Origin of the sequence: Streptomyces sp. NPDC048484 (assembly GCF_040651415.1) — a bacterium.
GTDB lineage: Bacteria > Actinomycetota > Actinomycetes > Streptomycetales > Streptomycetaceae > Streptomyces.
The window spans coordinates 33,319-48,716 of the sequence record NZ_JBEZJY010000002.1; the positions used below are offsets into that span (position 1 = coordinate 33,319).

Here is a 15,398-nt window from a genome sequence, read left to right on the forward strand (position 1 = left end):
TCCGACCTTATAGCACGCGCATTCGATTTGCGGAGGTCGTCCACCACCTTCACCCGAACGTGTGGCGCAGCTATCGTCGGACGCATGAACGATCATGTGCGCGACCTGACGTCTGTACGTGACGCGACCGAACGGCTGCTCAGCGCAGTCGCCGAGCTCGACAACGCCCGTGTGACCGAACCGTCACGACTGCCCGGCTGGAGCCGTGGGCATGTCCTCGCCCATCTCTCCCGCAACGCGGACGCCCTCGTGAACGTCCTCCTGGGGCGGCCGATGTACGCCTCCGCGGACGCCCGGGACGCCGACATCGAGCGGGACGCTCCCCGCCCCCTGGAGACGCAGCTCACCGATCTGCGCGACAGCGCGGCGGGCTTCCAGCAGGCAGGGGCCGCGCCCGCCGACTGGTCCCGCACCGTGGAGCTGCGCAACGGGGTCACCGACTCGGCGTCCCGGGTGCCGTTCCGGCGGTGGATCGAGGTCGAGCTGCATCACGTGGACCTGGGGATCGGGTACGAGCCGGAAGACCTGCCGGAGGAGTTCGTGGAACGGGAGATCACCTTTCTCACGGACCGCTTCGCCGGGCACCCCGAGGTCCCGCCCACGCGAGTCACGGACTTCACGCGCGCGTGGAGCACGGGACACGGCTCCGGAGGCGACGCCGAGGTCACCGTGAGCGGTCCCGCTCCCGCCCTGCTCGGCTGGCTCGCCGGGCGCCGGGACGGAGCCTCTCTGCTCGTCGAGGGCGGGCCGCTTCCCGTACTGCCCCCGCTATAGGCTGAGCGGCATGACATACAGCGGAGCGGTGAAGGTCGGCGGCCCTGCGGATGTGCACGAGCTGCGGGACCTGATGATCTCCAAGGTCGCGGTCGGCCCGATGAACAACAACGCCTATGTGCTGCGCTGCCGGGCCACCGACGAGCAGCTGCTGATCGACGCGGCCAACGACGCCGGGACACTGCTCACGCTGATCGGCGCCGACGGGATCACGTCCGTGGTGACCACGCATCAGCACGGCGACCACTGGCAGGCACTCGCGGAGGTCGTGGCGGCCACGGGCGCCCGTACGTACGCGGGACGGGACGACGTCGACGGCATCCCCGTGCCGACGGACGTGCCGGTCGGGGACGGCGACACGATCCGGGTGGGGCACGTGGAGCTGACCGCCCGTCACCTGGTGGGACACACGCCCGGCTCGATCGCGCTGGTCTACGACGACCCGCACGGACATCCTCATGTGTTCACGGGTGACTGCCTCTTCCCGGGCGGTCCTGGGAGGACAACACGTCCGGAGGACTTCCAGAGTCTGATGAGCGGCCTTGAGGCGAAGGTGTTCAGCTTGCCAGACGAGACGTGGATTTACCCCGGGCACGGCAACGACACCACCCTCGGGTCGGAGCGTCCGCACCTGGCGGAGTGGCACGCCCGTGGCTGGTAGCCGACGACTCTGGTGAGAACGCAGATCATTACGGCTGTCGTTGGCGTCGCCGGCACTGGCCTCGGCGCCTCGCTCGCCCTCATAGGTACGACGTGGCAGGCGCGGATCGTGGCGCGCAGCAAGCGCCAGGAGCTCGACCAGGCGAAGGAGCAGGCGCGCACGCAGCTGTACGTCGATCACGTCGGTCAGCGGCTGGAGAATCGGCGCGCCACGTACATCGAGTTCATGAAGTCCGTCTCGACGCTGACGCAGCTGACCCGTGAGGATGCGATCGAGGCTGCGCAGCGGCGGGGGGGATCTCGTCGAGTACGTGGCGGCGCTGCTGTCTGCCGCCGGAGAGATCGAGGCGGCGCGGAACTCGGTGATGATCGATGGCCCGCAGGCTGTCGCCGGGCAGGCCGCTGAGCTCAGCCGCATTCCGTACCGGTTGGCGATGGCCGCGTCTGCAGTGTGCGATGAGCCGTTGGAGAGCGAGCCTCACCAACTGGCACTGGAAGCGGCAATCGAGATCCGCGCGGACCTGCTGCGGCAGTTGGTCCTGTTCTCGGTGATGGCGTCGGCCGCGCTCAACCTGGATGGTGTCGGCAACCACCTTGATCCACTTCGCACGTCGCCTACTGCCTGATTCGTCGACCTGGCCGGGCAAACCGTACTGACGAGCGATCTTGATCCACCCTCTCCGGGGGCAGCATCGCTCTGCGTCCGCCGTGAAGAGGTGATCATGTCCATCCCTAATCCCCCGCTCCGAACGCCGAGGCCACCAAGCTCGACGAGTGGCTGCATCCAAAGGACTTCTGCGAGTAGCCCGGAGTGCCAGCGAACCTCGATTCAGCTCCGAGGTCGGGCGTACTCTGGCATGAGCCGCCCCGTCGGGGGGCGATGCTCACCCCGTCCTGTAGGAGGACACCATGGCTCTGACTGCCTTGGCGCGCCAGTTCGCCGCCGAGATCAAGAATCACGACTGGTCGGATGCGCCGTATCGGGCGGATCGCGCTGGCCACAACCGGGACCACGACAACCGGACGGTCGAGCAGCTCACGCAGCTGCAGACGGATGCGGTCCGCATGAACGTGATGTGGGTGACCGCGCAGGTCCTCGGCTACCAGGATCCCAGCCTCGAACTGTTCGAGTTTGCTGAGGCGTGCGGCGTCGACATCTACACGTCGCGCGGCGCGAAGAGCGGTGTCATTACAGCGGGGGTCCGCACGAACGATGACGGCCACTACGCCGCCCCCGGAACGCCCGACAGCTACTAGGAGCACTTGCGTAAGCGCCCGCCTCCATGTCAGGGGCGGGCGCTTACGTTCTGAGATGGGGTCGCCATGAGCCAGAAGCGTCCGTGGCAACGGAGCGAGTTCACTGAGGAGCCTGCTGCCGACTTCGATTTCGGGGACGCGTCAGATGACGAGGTGCGTTCCTACTGTCTTCGTCGGTCCCGCGCCTTCCTTGCGCGAGCGGAAGCGCTGGACTCTGCGATCTCTAGCAGTCGCCAGCTGGAGATCGCCGCTCGGTACGCAATGATCGCGCAAGCGTTTCGAGTGGATCCGCAGCCGGAGTAGGCCGCAGGACCCGTCGCTCCTCCGGGCTCCCCACGGGAGGCATGCGGCTGACCCGCGCCGTCGCAGGGGGTACTACTTCTCGGAGTTGAGCAGCGCGGCGACGAGTGCCTCGAATATGACCACGCTCTTTGGCTGGGTGAGGCCCAGGTCGACAGCGGTGTCCTTGACGCTCTTCTTCGGCGGTCTGGTGCCGCTAGGTTCAAGGATGCCGACCATGCAGAGCATGTCCTTGTGGCGTTCGACCACGATCTCGCCGAACGTCTTCCATGGATCGACCGGGGGCTTGTACTTCCCTGCCGCGATGGCCGCTATGTCGCCCTCCGGCAGACCAGTGTCCTTGGCGAGCCTGGTTCGGCCGTCTGCGGTGGTGAGGTCGTAGCCCTTTGCTCGCGCCTTTCCGGTGATGTGTTGCCCGAACTCTCGCGGATTCATGAGTCGCTTGCTGGTCATCTGCTGGCCCTTCCGCTAGGGAATGCAGCAGCATGACATCTGGGCGGCCGGCCCGGTATACCGCCTTCTGCCCGTCAGCTGTGGCCGTGATGTCTGACCTGCCCGGTCACTCTGCGATCCCCGGCGGCCGGCGGACCGCCGGGTCTACGCCGGATGCCCGGGCCTAGCCAGCGCGTACTTGTGGGGCCGGGCTTCGCCCTGCGCCTGGATCCAGCGGATCTGGGCGGCGGTCAGTCGGGGCGACTTTCCGATGCGGGTGCAGGGGATCGAACCGGCCTGAACGGATTCGACGACCCAGTTCTCGGTCATGCCGAGGATCGCGGCAGCCTGCTCCGGGGTGAAGCACTTCAGCTCCAGCTCGACGGAGGCCGCCACAGGGCACCCGCTGCCAGCGCACTGGCTTGTGCTGCTGTTCACGCCTGCTCCGTTCGTCGAAGGTTTCTACGAGACCTTCGACAGAGACGACCTCCGGCTAACCCCACCAACGAGTGATCTTCATTCCGGTCAAGCCTGGACAGCCTTCCCGTATGCCCCGCAACCCGAAGGAAGGCCCCCCGCCCGAGCCGCCCGAGGGCTACGTCTGGAGCGACGAGGCGGCCCGCCGAATGAGCATCACCCGCCGCACCCTCTGGAACTGGCGACAGACCGGCAAAGGCCCTAAGGCCAAGCGATACCGCGGCCGACTCATCTACGCCACGGCCGACATCAAGGCCCACATCGAGGCCGAACTCGAAGCAGCTGAACTTGAAGAAGAGGCCCGCGTCCGCAACTTCCGCCCACCGGAGCCGCGCCTGTCGCGGCGGGGAGTAGGCGATGGCGGCCAGTAGCAGGATGACCAGCAAGCAGTCCCCGCGGACCCCCACCAAGCCGCAGAACCTCGACGCTCCCTATTTCAGCGTCCGGGAAGTGGCATGGCTCCTGAAGTGCAGCTACGACACCGTCCGGCGTCGGCTGGCTGCCGGGACGCTCGCGTACAGCCAGGAGATGAAGGGTGGAGTGATCCTCATCAGCCGGGAGGATCTCGCCTGCTACTACAGCGCCAACCGGCCTGGACGCTCCAGCCGCAAAGGCAAGCGGTAACCCCCGGCCGCGCATTCCGCGTCCCTGCTACTACTCGGTCTCCTTCGGATGCCCGATGCTGGCTTTCACCAGCCAGACAATCCGTCTCCCCTCATTGATCAGGAACCAGAGCCGGCCCCCGCCCGTGACCTCGATCTGCCACTGCGGGAGCCGCCCGCCCTTGAAGTCGCGGTAGGCGAGGTCGAACTTCAACTGGTGGTGCCGCTCGGTCTGTATCGCCGGGCAAGGGTCAGTGCGCATCTGCTCCCATGCCTTGGCTGCGTTGCCTGGCGCCTTGTTGCCGACTTCTCGCCAGCCTTCGATGGCCGCCGTCTCCCCGTAGCGGACCTCGTATTCGCCTTTGCCCGGTGGTGGAGCTACCGGGTCCCCCTTCTTCGGGCTCACTCGCCGGGCACCTCCGGCGGCTCGACAGGCCCGAGATCCTCGCCAGCCGGGGTGGTGAGGGCGCGGTGTAGATCCTTGTCGGCGTGGATGAGTGCGGTGGACTTCCATGCAGCGATGACCGGGGCGAGCAGGCTGATGTTGTCGAGGTCGACAGCTGCGCGGGCGGTCTCGATGAACTCGACGAGGAACTCGCGGACGGCTGGGTCCGGCAGGAAGCGCACCCAGGGGAAGGCATCGGGGAAGACGTGCGTAAGGATCTTCACTGCCTGCGGGTCGCTCTTCATCATGGCGACGAAGATGCGCGTGGTGGAGTCGACGACTTGCACCGCGTCTTCGGCCTGGGTCGCGGTGGTGAGGTAGAGGTCTTCGTCGTCTCGACGGTTCAAACGGATGCCTCTGCGGGCGCTGCCCTGCATGCGGGCGACGGTGTCCTTCGGCTTCTGTAGCAGCTCCGAGAAGGTCGCTTCGATGGGCGTGGTGGTCATGACTTCAAAACTACTTCAAAGGTATGGCGTGCGCAATGACATATGGGTTGGTCCGGCACCCGGCGATGGCGTTAGCCAGCCCCGCATTTTCGGACAAAATACGCCCGCTCAGGCTCTGCTCAGAATGTGAAGGTGCAGGTCACAGCCGCTCAGCCTGCCGCTCAGCGCCTGCTCAGAGCATCCGTTGAGCAGGGCCTGATCAGGGTGTTGAGCAGGCGCGACCTGCGGTTTCTCCAGCCTGATCAGGGCTGAGCAGGCACTGATCAGTGGCGGCACATCAGGGCAAAGTGGGCGCTCGGTCGACTGCTCGGCACTGCTCGACCGCAGGTCAGAAGTGCTCGCAGAGGTGCTCGCCCAACTGCTCGCGAAATCCCGAGCACCTCGGCGAGCAGTACTCCGAGCAGCTGTGACCTGCGGTCGAGCAGTGCCGAGCACCTCGCGAGCAGTTCCAATAACGGGATGTTCCGGGCGTCGAATTGGTCTAGTTCGATCTCTGCGGACACCCGGATAGCAGGGTGGATGCCACCCACTTTGCCCCGTCTTGCGGGGCGGCTGGCGGGTGGATTCCATCCGGCTTCCATCCACCCTCGGAGATCAACTATCCGCCCGACAAGACGGGGCAAAGTGGGTGGACGGCTACCCGGACAGCCGACCGAAAGATCCTGATACGCCCCGGACTGGAGGGCGGACGGATGATCTTCGAGGGTGGACGCTGTCCGGACAGCGTCCACCCTCCGTCCGGGGTGCAGAGAGCATCTGTCCGGGGGCAAACCGGCACATGTCCTCCCCCTGTCCACCCGGCGGCTGCCCGGTTTGCACCCGGCGCAGACCCGGCAGGAGGGCGGCGGCCCGCCGGGTACGGCGAGAAGTCCGCCGGGTCTCTGCCGGGCTTGCGCCGGGGTCCCGCCGGGTGAACGCCGGGCCCGTGCCAGCCTCGTGCGCGCACGTGCGCGCGTAGGGCGGCGAAAGTTCACTCGCCGACCGGGTGAACGAACGAGTGAACGCGAGGACCCCGCGTGATCTTCGTACTGTCGGGAATCTGAGCCGTCCCTCGCATGCGCGTGATCGATGACGTCGGTCTGACCGACCCCATCCGAGCCGTCCCTCGCGTGCGCGCGAGCGCGAGCAGGCGCGTAGGGCCGCCGATGGCTCAGCAGAACGGCTTGAGCCGAGCCGTTGAGCCATCGCGCGAGCCATCCGTCACGCCGGCCGTGACACCCGTGACGCCGATCTTGCTCGCGTGGCCGTGACCAGCGTGACCGGAAAGGTCACACCCGTGACACGAAGAAGCGCCCCGCACCGTGCCCGGTGGAGTCGGGCGCAGGACGGGGCGCTGCAACGAGATGCGAGCTACCTCTCCGGAGTCACGCCATCTGCCGAGACCCAGGAAGTGTCACCGGAGTCCCAGTCGACCTTGACGTGAGGGACCTCGCCGGGTTCGACGTCCGGCTCGACGTCGGAGACGATCCCCGTCCCGGTGCGGGCGGTGTGGTGGTTCCCGAGTCCGACGACGCGGGTGTTGATGCCAGCCATGTGAATTCCTCAGGGAGAGTGGTTGCCGGGACGCACCGGGAGGCGCGTCCCGCCCTTACGGGGAGCGGGTTGCGGGGGTCACGGCGACCCCCGCAGACTCTTGGGGGTAAAGGGCTCCGACCCCTTGGGCGTAAAGGGTTACGGCGCTTCCGTCACCCCTCCGGAACGGCGGGGATAGATCGGTAACGACCTGCCGAAACGGCCGGGGGTAGATGTGGAACACGCTGCGGGGTCGTTGGGATTCGACCAGCCGTTTCCGGTGTCTCCGACGGGGTCTTGATTAGGGATTCGACCAGCCCGTTCGAGGGTCGTTAACTTGGATCGCGACCTGCGCGGTCGTCACGGCCGTGGAGCCCCCCGGAACGGGCCGGGTGTTTGGATCGCACGCTGTGAAGTTGTCGCCAACTCGTGCCCGCCAGGACGCTCAACTTGACGCTCGCGGACGCGCTCATCCTGTCGCCAGGTGGCGCTCACTTCTGCCGCCAGAACGGGCGCCAACTGGCGCCCATGAGCGCGCTCAGGCGGGCGCCAACTTGAGCGCCAGAACCGCGCTCACAGACAGGGACATTTGAGCAGCACGCTGGGAACTCTTCCCCTCCCGGGCCCCCTCCGGAGAGGGGACCTTTTGGGATTCGACGTGCTACTTCAGGGCCGCCGGGTACGCCCTGTCGACGGCCCGGTATGAGGCGGCGATGTGGGCGCGGGTGACTTCCTCGTGGAAGTCCTCGTCGAGGAGCGCGGCCATCGCCTCGGCGCCCTGCTGGGCGCCCAGCGCGCTCTCCGAGAGGACGTATGCCTCGGCGAAGTAGCGGACCTCTTCGACCGTCAGGTCGTCGCCGGTCCGGCCGTCGCCGTAGTACTTGTGCACGCCCATGTCGACCGCGGCGGCGAGGTGGTCGCGCGACACGACGACATCGATACGGATCTTGGCGTGCGGCTCGTCGTAGGGGTCGACCAGACTGTGCTGGTCGACCATCGACCGCACGGGCCGCTCCAGGTACACGGTCATGACTGTTGCTCCTTCACTGCGGCCATCTGGTCGCGCAGCTGCTGCAGGCGGGCGGCGAACGTCTTCACGTCCCGGATGAGTTGGTCGGTGCCCTCGATGTCGAGCTCGGCGTAGGGGCCCCACAGGTCGCCGTGGTGGAGGACGACGAAGCCGTTCTCGTCGCCGGGCTCCGGCACCTCGGGGAGGCATAGGTGGGCGACCATCTTCAGGTCGTCGGTCGACAGGTAGACCTGGTCGTCCGGCACGCCAACCTGGGCGTAGCTGCCGCGGTGAAAGATGTCGTCGATCGGGTCGTCACCGTGCTCGACGACGCACCAGGCGGGGCACTTCTCGACCCGGGGGGCACTTGCGGTACGACCTGCGGTCGAGGTGTTCATAGGGCGTCCTTTCCGAGGATCCGGTCGAGCAGGTTGGAGAAGTGGCGGGCGCCGTACCGGTCGTCCGTCGCACGGGCCGCGATCAGGAGGTCGGTGACCAGCTCGACGGGCGGCAGCGGGCGAGGCGTCATCGTCCGCAACGCGATGTTCTCCGTGGGACGGCGAACGAGGGTGTTCATGCGGTCAGCTCCCACTCGTCGGGCCGATAGGCGGTCAGCAACAGCCATACGAACGGCCAGGGCAGGACGTCGGCCTTGGCGGTGTTGCAGCCCTCGCAGGCGAGGACGAGGTTGTCGACCTGCCAGCCGGGCCAGATGCGGTGCGGGATGTAGTGGTCGAGGGTCTTGCGCCGCCGCGGGCCGGGCTTGAAATTGCGGCCGCAGTAGAAGCAGCGGCTCCCATCGCGCCTGCGGAGCGCGCAATGCAGATAGGTCTTCTGCTGGTCCGTGAGCGACTCCCGGACGGTGCTCACGCCGTCGCCTTCTTTGCCGCGTATCGCTTCTGCACGTCGTTGCCGCAGGCGCGGCAGGACCGTTCGCCGTTCGCGCTGAAGCCGGTCGTGTCGATGGTCAGCGGGTGGCCGTACTGGCACTCGCGGACGTCGGGGTTGTCGAGCGTCGTCCTGTGAGTGCCGTGGTCGATACGGCTCGGCGGAGGCCAGCCGGTCGACGACTTCCAGTTCCGGCCGCCCAGACGCTCCAGCTCCGCCCGCAACGAGCCGACCTCGCCGCACGCCATCTGCAGCTCGGCCAGCGCCTCGTCACGGCCGCGGTACGCCTGCTCTCGCACCGCCTCCTGCTTGAGCTTCCTGGAAGCGCGCTTCGGGACGTCCGGGTACGGCTCGCCCAGGGGGCGCATCTTCCCCGTCAGGGCGTGCAGCCGCCGCCACTGGACCGAAGCGTCCTGCATCCGCCCCATCGCCTCGTACAGGGCGCCCGCGAGGAGCGAGAGTTCCGGGTCACCTTCCACGTACCGGTGCCCGCTTGCCGCAGCCGCCACGGCTGCTGACGACTCGGCCGGGTCGAAGGCGACAACGTCCGAGTCGTTCTGGCGCCGCACGTAGAAGTCGGCCATCTTGTGGCCTGCCATCCGCTTCAGCAGCGCCAGCGGGTACTCGGGTGCTCCACTCTTCGGCAGGTAATCCCACAGGGACTGGAACGCTTCCTGCGTGAAGTCCTCGGCCATGTGCTGCCGGCCTACTGGAAGCTTCCAGTACACCCAGGTGACGAGCCGCTTGTAGTGCTCGCGGTAGATGTCACTGAACTGCTGCTCGATGGCACTCATGCCTGCCTCCGGCGGATGCGGTCCAGCTCGTTGGCCTTGGAGTAGAGGCGGCCGGAGTGCGCGCCCACCTCGGCGGCCAGGTCGCGCAGCTCTTCGGGGGTCAGGCCGGGGAACTCGTCGACGTCGCCCATCGGCTCCGGCTGGCGCGTCGAGAACGGCGCCCACGTGATCCAGGCGGGCAGGAACTCGACGCCCGCGTACTCGGCAACCGTCTGATCGCTGGTGTGCGCGACGTCGGCACGGTGCAGGACCGGCTGCCCGTCGTGCCCCATGCACCAGGCCGGCTCACTCATGGTGATCCGGCCGTGGTCGAGGGTGTCGACGGTGACCGTGCCGTCCCCGTACACCGGATCCTGTGTACGGCGATCCGGGACCCGAGCGGCATACGCCTGGTCGGCCTTGGCGGCGATGACGTCCAGGACCCGGCGGATGTCGGCGGGCCAGTCACGGCCGGCGTCCCGCTCCATCTGCATGTCCAGCGAGTGGATGGCCTGCGCCGCGAGGTGCAGCTCGATCTCGTTGCGGACCTCGGCGTCCGTCAACGACTCCACGGTGCGGTCCGCGGCAATCTCCGCGAACGCGATACCGAGGGCCGTCGACAGCTGCTCGCGGGTCAACGCCATCGCCACCCGCACCACGGCCACGGCCGGCTGCAGGTCGTCGACGCCGCCGAACACTTCGGTCGGGCCGAACGTGGGCAGCTGCGAGACGGCAGGATTCTCCGACGCCAGGAAGCGGGACACCTCGGGGAAGTGGCGCTCGACGAAGCGGCGGGCATTCTCGTCGTCGCTGCTCATACGATCCACCGCCTGCGCTGCGCCTTGGCGGCCAGTCGGCGGGCGTCCCTCTTGGAGAGCCGCTCCGGCGACGTGTGGTCGCGGGTGGTGTCGACGTTGTCGTTGCGGCGCGGCATCAGACCTGACCCCCGCGAACCTGGTGCAACGCCTCGGCGGGACCCTCATTGAAGGTGCGGGCCTGGCGGGCGAGGTGGCGCAGCTGCGCGGCGAACGCGATCAGCTCGTCGGCCGTCTGCTCGGCCATCTCCGGGGTGTGGAACACGTCTACGGACTCGTCGTCGATGCGGACGGTCGCGGCGCGCATCCGCGGGTCCGGGTTGGTCGGGTCCAGGTACAGACGGGCGGACAGGGCCAGCAGCGCTTCGGCAGGCGCGTGCATGGAGTCGGTGTCCCAGCGGGCACCGTCGCTACCCCAGTGGTCGAGATCGACAGCGTGCTGCGTCCAGTTGTCGACGTGGTTCTCGCTGCAGAAGTCGGGGCACTCGGCCCACACGGTTGCCTGGTTGCCGGGCTTGCCGAACGCGGCGGGGGCCAGCTTCCATCCGGGCTTGGTCTCGATGGCCGGGGTGGTGGGCACTAGAATGTTCTGCATGGTCGTTCTCCCTAGGTTGTAGCGGGTTCGGCCCCAGGCCCCGGCAGGTGCTCGCTACACCTGCCGGGGCCGTCCTCTTGTGCGGGGGCCGCGAAGCGAAGGCCTGGTCTGGGGCCGCTCAGCTGGCAGCGGGGAGGTGCGCGGACGCGTCGTCGATGGCGTCGCCAAGGGCTCGCAGCTGGCCGACGAAGGTGCGGGCCGAGGTCCGGTCGCGCATCTCGCGGCGGAAGTTCAGGCTGGTCATGTTGTAGGCGAAGGCCACGATGTGGCGCGGCCCGTCGGCAGGGGCCACCAACTCCGCAGGCAGGGCGACGTCCTCGCCCTCGAACCGCACCTCGCCGAGAGACGCCACGCAGATACCGTCGTCGTAGTGCCAGGTGCCGTCACAGCCGGGAATCCGGCAGCCCTCGGCAATGACCGGGGAGGCAGGCCGTGCAGGCTCGGGGATCTCGACGGTGCCGGTGAGGTCGAACGACCAGTCGACGTAAGCGGCGTTCAGGATGTCGCGCGCCTGCTGAATCTCCGTCTGGCCGCGCTCCGCATTGAGGAGCGTCTGCACCTGCGGGTCGTCCCAGGGCAGGCCCTGTACGGCGGCGCGGGCGGCCTGGTCGACCTCTCCGACCATCGCGCGGTCGTACTGCTCGTAGTGCCGCTGCCACGTGTCGAGGTCGGCGAGCTGCGCCTTGACGAACTCGGAGACGGCTTCGGTGCTGCTGGCGCGCTCGATGGTGCGGAGCGACTCGCCGTTCAGGTCGGCGAACTGTGCGGGGTAGTGCCCGGCTTCCTTGACGTACACCTCGGCCGGGGCCGGCTCGGCCGCTGCGGGCAGGACGTACTCGGCCGTCCGCTTGTAGGTGGTGAACGCCTCGTCAAGGGTCTCGGTCTCGGTGGGCAGGTAGCCGTTGACGCGGCGCCACTTGCCGTTGACATTCGACCAGGCCCTGCGGGGCTCGACGCCGTGACCGGTGCGGTAGATCTTCGCGGCGGTGCGGCCGAAGGCGGATCCGTACCGGTCGGCAAACTCCTGATCGACGCCGCGGCCGGTGAGATAGCGGCGGATCAGCAGCATGCCGGCCGAGATCGTGGAGTAGAGGACGCCGAGGTCAACAGCCGAAGCGGCCTTGATGTGACGCTGGCGGGACGTGAGAGCATGGCTCACAGCGGTTCTCCCTGGTGAAGACAGGTAGTCCGTCAGGCCTCCGGCTGGTGTTACCAGCACCACCGGGGGCCGTTCTTGTGTGCACAAACCTAGGGCCGTTGTGCACACAAAGCAAGGGGGTTCGCTAAGAATCTTGTACACACAAATAGCGCGCCCTGGCCTTGCTGCTTGTGACCACAAGTGGATATCCTCGCGGACATGACCCCCGAGGCAGAAGAGGCTGAGTACGACGCGCCGCGGCACGTCAGAATCCCCGACGGTGAATGGATCCCTTTCGAGGCGGCAACCCGTGCCATCCATCCCCAGGGGCGCAGCCCCCGCGCGAAGGTGCTGCGAGAATTCATGCGCTGGTACATGCGCCGGCCAGGCGCCAAGCTGCCGGATCGTCCGCCCGCTGGCGCCTGGTCCGCGGCGTCCGGCGACTGAATTCCGGGCCTCCATCGAGTGCCGCCCCTCGCTTGGGTTGAGTGCGATCACTCCGAGGGAAGCGCGGGCGTTGCATGTGACGACAGGCTGAATGCCGCTCACTCATAGATCACTCATACGCACAGGAGGAAGAGGCTCCGATGTCCACCCAGCTGCAGGACGACGCGTTCATCGCCGAGTTGAAGCGCTGGAGGGACGTCCGCGGCCTCTCCCAGACCGCCCTGGCGAAACGGGTGGGCTACACCCCGTCGTACATCTCGAAGGTGGAAGGCGGGACACAGCGGCCGTCAGCCGAGTTCGCGACGGCCGCAGACCGGGAACTGCGGGCGGGAGGCGCCCTCTCGCGGGCATACAGCAGCCTGGAGCCCCGCACTCCCGCCGCGCACACGTCCGCCCCGGAGAACACCTCCGGGGACACGCACTCGGCCAACCTGCTCGTCGAACACGAGGACACGACGCTGCACTACGACGGGCACGTCTACCGGGCCACGCAGCGGCGCCGCCTCTACAACGACAGCCCGGACCCCGTCACCCGGTACCTGATCCGGATCTCCGTCGACCGCTACCCGGGCAACCCGGAACGGTCGAACCAGCACTACCGCCACAACCCGCTCACATGGGAAGAGATCAACCTCAGCGCGTCCATCGGCAGCGAGCCGCTCACCTGGCGCGTCAAGCACGACCGCGACGCGTTCAAAGAGCTCTGGCTCCTGCTTGAGAACGAGAACGGCCAGTACCCGCTGTACCCCGGCGAGTCCGCATGGCTGGAGTACAGCTACACCGTCGGAGACGACAAGTGGGGTTCGTGGTTCCAGCGCGCTGTACGCCTGCCCACGCAGCGCATGAGCGTCCGCCTCGACTTTCCGGCCGGCCTCGACCCGGTCGTGTGGGGCACAGAGACGACGATGACCGCCGAAGCGCTCCCCTTCCGTACCGCAATACGCCGTTCCGACGAGGACGGCCGTCGGGTCTACTCGTGGACGACGGACGATCCGCCCCTGCATGCCCGCTACCGCCTGGAGTGGAAGTTCCGCGCCCGCACCCACACCGAGGAGACCCCGCACGCCATGGAGACCGTGTTGAGCGCCAGCGACCGGATGCGCGAAGCCGGCATCGTCCAGGACGGCGATCCGATCCTGACGAAGACGGCCCGCCTCTTCGACCTGCCCGCTGAAGCGGAGGACGCCCGCCGGGTCGTCGCCGAGCTGGTCTCCGCCTGCGAGCGCGCGGCAACCGTCCACGTGTTCGGCAAGGGCATGGGCATGGCGGCCCCGCAGGTCGGCATCGACCGGGCCGCCGCGATCGTCCGCACCCCCGACGGCGAATCGATCACCCTGTTCAATCCGCGGATCGTCGAGGAGTCCCCGGACAGCGACGAGCAGTACGAGGGCTGCCTGAGTTTCTTCGATGTCCGCGGCAAGGTCCCCCGCCCGCTCGCCATCAGCGTCGAGCATCAGGACATCGACGGCACCGAGCGGATCACCATCTTCGAGCACGGCCTGGCCCGCCTCGCCGCGCATGAGGTCGACCACCTGCACGGCAAGCTGTACCGCTCGCGCATGCGGGAGGGCATCGAGCCCATCCCCGTCGCCGAATACCGCGGTACGGGCCACAGCTGGCAGTACGGCCGCTAGTCATCCGGCCATTGCCCAGCGCTGTGCGCGGGGGGCGGACGGAGTGGAGCGCGCGAGGGGTTGCGCCTCAGACCTCGCCAGTAACGCACGCAGCCTCTCCACTTGCACGGGTCCGTCTGTTCGTAGGCGGGCCCGTGCTTCCGCAGGGCTCGGTGGAGATCAGCAAAACCTTCTTCGGAGCTGCGGGCCTTGACGGCTTCCCATTCATCAGCGACGGGCCAGCGGGTCACCTGGGTCTGCATGGCTGCGAGCCATTCCTGCCACGTCGCATCGGAGATCATGCCGCGGTGCCGGGTGTGCACCTCGTCGTCGCACATGCGCAGGTAGAGCAGCGCAAGCCGGCTGACGTTGATTTCGCCGCCTTGTTGGTCGTCGACAATCTGGACGGGATGCGTGTCAATCTGCAGCTGACTCGCTGGCTTCGCCGGCCCCGTTCCTCGCAATGCCTCCACCGGAGCCTGATCCTGCAGCTCCCAGTACCGGGTGAGGTAGAACTGTTCGATCTCTCTGATGTGCTGGCGCCGTCCTTCGAGCCCACCGTGGGCGAGGGACGCGAGCAGCGCAATGACAGAGATCACCAGAGCTGTGATTGAAAGGCTGTTCTCCATGGCACACCTCGTCGAACTCCCCGAGACCCTTCCATGGTCCTCCCGGTCAGCCCGCGCTTCCACCCGGGAGAGCACGCGATGCGGATCTTCGGTGGGCGCATCACGGCCAGCGATCGGCGAGTACCGCGGGGCCGGCAAGCCGTGAACGACCCAGGAGTCTCTGTGGCGCTCGCGGTGGTGGTGGAGGCCGGTCGGGTGCTGCTGGCCCGCCGTGCGGTCGCTGAGGGCTCCCTGTCGTGGGCGTTCCCGGGCGGCAAGGTCGAGCCCGGGGAGCAACCGGAGCAGGCCGCGGCACGGGAGGCACTCGAAGAGACCGGGGTGGTCGTCGAGCCGGCGGAAATCCTCGGCGAGCGGACGCACCCCGACACCGGCCGGCAGGTGCTGTACGTGGCCTGCCGGCTCGTCTCAGGCGAGGCTCGGGCAGCCAGCACCCGTGAGGTCGCCGAGGTGACATGGGCGGACCGGGAAGCGCTACGCCGCCTCGTGCCGCGCGGAGTGTTCCCGGCCGTGCAGGCACACCTCGACAGGGCCCTGACCTAGCAAGCCCTGAAACGAAAAGCGAAACGAAAAGAAGCGGCCCCCAGGG

Annotated in this window: 23 protein-coding genes; 9 read left to right on the forward strand and 14 right to left on the reverse strand. The window is 67.7% G+C overall.

Annotated features, from left to right (window positions below):
- The first annotated feature begins 84 nt into the window (after positions 1–84).
- From AB0D14_RS01875 to AB0D14_RS01890, 4 genes are all read left to right on the forward strand, one after another.
- A complete protein-coding gene (locus AB0D14_RS01875) occupies positions 85–774 on the forward strand; it encodes a maleylpyruvate isomerase family mycothiol-dependent enzyme (RefSeq protein ID WP_362773247.1) in 690 nt (229 codons plus the stop codon).
- A gap of 10 nt (positions 775–784) precedes the next feature.
- Positions 785–1,435 carry an MBL fold metallo-hydrolase gene (locus AB0D14_RS01880; protein ID WP_362773249.1) on the forward strand — a complete coding sequence of 217 codons (651 nt, stop codon included), beginning with the start codon at positions 785–787 and terminating at the stop codon, positions 1,433–1,435.
- A 310-nt stretch (positions 1,436–1,745) separates the two neighbouring features.
- On the forward strand, positions 1,746–2,060 hold the full coding sequence (locus AB0D14_RS01885; protein ID WP_362773251.1) for a hypothetical protein: 315 nt from the start codon (positions 1,746–1,748) through the stop codon (positions 2,058–2,060).
- A 283-nt stretch (positions 2,061–2,343) separates the two neighbouring features.
- Complete coding sequence (locus AB0D14_RS01890; RefSeq protein ID WP_362773253.1) at positions 2,344–2,691, forward strand: hypothetical protein; 348 nt, start codon at positions 2,344–2,346, stop codon at positions 2,689–2,691.
- 375 nt (positions 2,692–3,066) lie between these two features.
- Here AB0D14_RS01890 and AB0D14_RS01895 read toward each other — a convergent pair whose 3' ends face one another.
- Together AB0D14_RS01895 and AB0D14_RS01900 are read right to left on the reverse strand one after the other, a co-directional pair.
- Positions 3,067–3,444, reverse strand: coding sequence for a hypothetical protein (locus tag AB0D14_RS01895; RefSeq protein ID WP_362773255.1), 378 nt, complete (start codon positions 3,442–3,444; stop codon positions 3,067–3,069).
- Positions 3,445–3,588: 144 nt separating this feature from the next.
- Entirely contained in the window at positions 3,589–3,861 is a 273-nt protein-coding gene (locus AB0D14_RS01900) for a helix-turn-helix domain-containing protein (protein ID WP_362773256.1), read from the reverse strand.
- A 110-nt stretch (positions 3,862–3,971) separates the two neighbouring features.
- On the opposite strand from AB0D14_RS01900, the gene AB0D14_RS01905 reads away from it, so the two are divergent.
- Together AB0D14_RS01905 and AB0D14_RS01910 are read left to right on the forward strand one after the other, a co-directional pair.
- Positions 3,972–4,271, forward strand: coding sequence for a helix-turn-helix domain-containing protein (locus AB0D14_RS01905; RefSeq protein WP_362773258.1), 300 nt, complete (start codon positions 3,972–3,974; stop codon positions 4,269–4,271).
- A 4-nt stretch (positions 4,272–4,275) separates the two neighbouring features.
- A complete protein-coding gene (locus AB0D14_RS01910; protein WP_362773261.1) occupies positions 4,276–4,524 on the forward strand; it encodes a helix-turn-helix domain-containing protein in 249 nt (82 codons plus the stop codon).
- 30 nt (positions 4,525–4,554) lie between these two features.
- Here AB0D14_RS01910 and AB0D14_RS01915 read toward each other — a convergent pair whose 3' ends face one another.
- The 11 genes from AB0D14_RS01915 to AB0D14_RS01965 form a co-directional block, all read right to left on the reverse strand.
- Positions 4,555–4,908 (reverse strand): hypothetical protein, encoded by a 354-nt coding sequence (locus AB0D14_RS01915; protein ID WP_362773263.1) that lies wholly within the window; start codon positions 4,906–4,908, stop codon positions 4,555–4,557.
- A complete protein-coding gene (locus AB0D14_RS01920) occupies positions 4,905–5,393 on the reverse strand; it encodes a hypothetical protein (RefSeq protein ID WP_362773265.1) in 489 nt (162 codons plus the stop codon). Before AB0D14_RS01920 ends, AB0D14_RS01915 begins: the two co-directional genes overlap by 4 nt.
- Before the next feature lie 1,350 nt (positions 5,394–6,743).
- Positions 6,744–6,926: a hypothetical protein gene (locus tag AB0D14_RS01925; protein WP_362773268.1), complete on the reverse strand. Its 183-nt coding sequence runs from the start codon at positions 6,924–6,926 to the stop codon at positions 6,744–6,746.
- 640 nt (positions 6,927–7,566) lie between these two features.
- Positions 7,567–7,935 carry a hypothetical protein gene (locus AB0D14_RS01930; RefSeq protein WP_362773271.1) on the reverse strand — a complete coding sequence of 123 codons (369 nt, stop codon included), beginning with the start codon at positions 7,933–7,935 and terminating at the stop codon, positions 7,567–7,569.
- Positions 7,932–8,312: a hypothetical protein gene (locus tag AB0D14_RS01935; RefSeq protein WP_362773273.1), complete on the reverse strand. Its 381-nt coding sequence runs from the start codon at positions 8,310–8,312 to the stop codon at positions 7,932–7,934. Before AB0D14_RS01935 ends, AB0D14_RS01930 begins: the two co-directional genes overlap by 4 nt.
- Positions 8,309–8,491: a hypothetical protein gene (locus tag AB0D14_RS01940; RefSeq protein WP_362773276.1), complete on the reverse strand. Its 183-nt coding sequence runs from the start codon at positions 8,489–8,491 to the stop codon at positions 8,309–8,311. The genes AB0D14_RS01935 and AB0D14_RS01940 overlap by 4 nt, the downstream gene beginning before the upstream one ends.
- Entirely contained in the window at positions 8,488–8,784 is a 297-nt protein-coding gene (locus AB0D14_RS01945) for an HNH endonuclease (protein ID WP_362773278.1), read from the reverse strand. The genes AB0D14_RS01940 and AB0D14_RS01945 overlap by 4 nt, the downstream gene beginning before the upstream one ends.
- Positions 8,781–9,596 carry a sigma factor gene (locus tag AB0D14_RS01950; RefSeq protein WP_362773281.1) on the reverse strand — a complete coding sequence of 272 codons (816 nt, stop codon included), beginning with the start codon at positions 9,594–9,596 and terminating at the stop codon, positions 8,781–8,783. Before AB0D14_RS01950 ends, AB0D14_RS01945 begins: the two co-directional genes overlap by 4 nt.
- The gene (locus AB0D14_RS01955; protein WP_362773284.1) at positions 9,593–10,393 is read right to left on the reverse strand and encodes a hypothetical protein; all 801 of its coding nucleotides are present in this window, start codon (positions 10,391–10,393) and stop codon (positions 9,593–9,595) included. Before AB0D14_RS01955 ends, AB0D14_RS01950 begins: the two co-directional genes overlap by 4 nt.
- Before the next feature lie 115 nt (positions 10,394–10,508).
- Complete coding sequence (locus AB0D14_RS01960) at positions 10,509–10,985, reverse strand: hypothetical protein (protein WP_362773286.1); 477 nt, start codon at positions 10,983–10,985, stop codon at positions 10,509–10,511.
- Positions 10,986–11,103: 118 nt separating this feature from the next.
- On the reverse strand, positions 11,104–12,144 hold the full coding sequence (locus AB0D14_RS01965; RefSeq protein WP_362773288.1) for a hypothetical protein: 1,041 nt from the start codon (positions 12,142–12,144) through the stop codon (positions 11,104–11,106).
- Between the two features lie 198 nt (positions 12,145–12,342).
- On the opposite strand from AB0D14_RS01965, the gene AB0D14_RS01970 reads away from it, so the two are divergent.
- Together AB0D14_RS01970 and AB0D14_RS01975 are read left to right on the forward strand one after the other, a co-directional pair.
- Positions 12,343–12,570, forward strand: coding sequence for a hypothetical protein (locus tag AB0D14_RS01970; protein ID WP_362773291.1), 228 nt, complete (start codon positions 12,343–12,345; stop codon positions 12,568–12,570).
- A 140-nt stretch (positions 12,571–12,710) separates the two neighbouring features.
- A complete protein-coding gene (locus tag AB0D14_RS01975; RefSeq protein WP_362773294.1) occupies positions 12,711–14,204 on the forward strand; it encodes a peptide deformylase in 1,494 nt (497 codons plus the stop codon).
- Here AB0D14_RS01975 and AB0D14_RS01980 read toward each other — a convergent pair.
- Positions 14,201–14,812, reverse strand: coding sequence for a hypothetical protein (locus AB0D14_RS01980; protein ID WP_362773296.1), 612 nt, complete (start codon positions 14,810–14,812; stop codon positions 14,201–14,203). The genes AB0D14_RS01975 and AB0D14_RS01980 overlap by 4 nt on opposite strands.
- 162 nt (positions 14,813–14,974) lie before the next feature.
- On the opposite strand from AB0D14_RS01980, the gene AB0D14_RS01985 reads away from it, so the two are divergent.
- Positions 14,975–15,352 carry an NUDIX domain-containing protein gene (locus AB0D14_RS01985; RefSeq protein ID WP_362773298.1) on the forward strand — a complete coding sequence of 126 codons (378 nt, stop codon included), beginning with the start codon at positions 14,975–14,977 and terminating at the stop codon, positions 15,350–15,352.
- Positions 15,353–15,398: the final 46 nt, after the last annotated feature.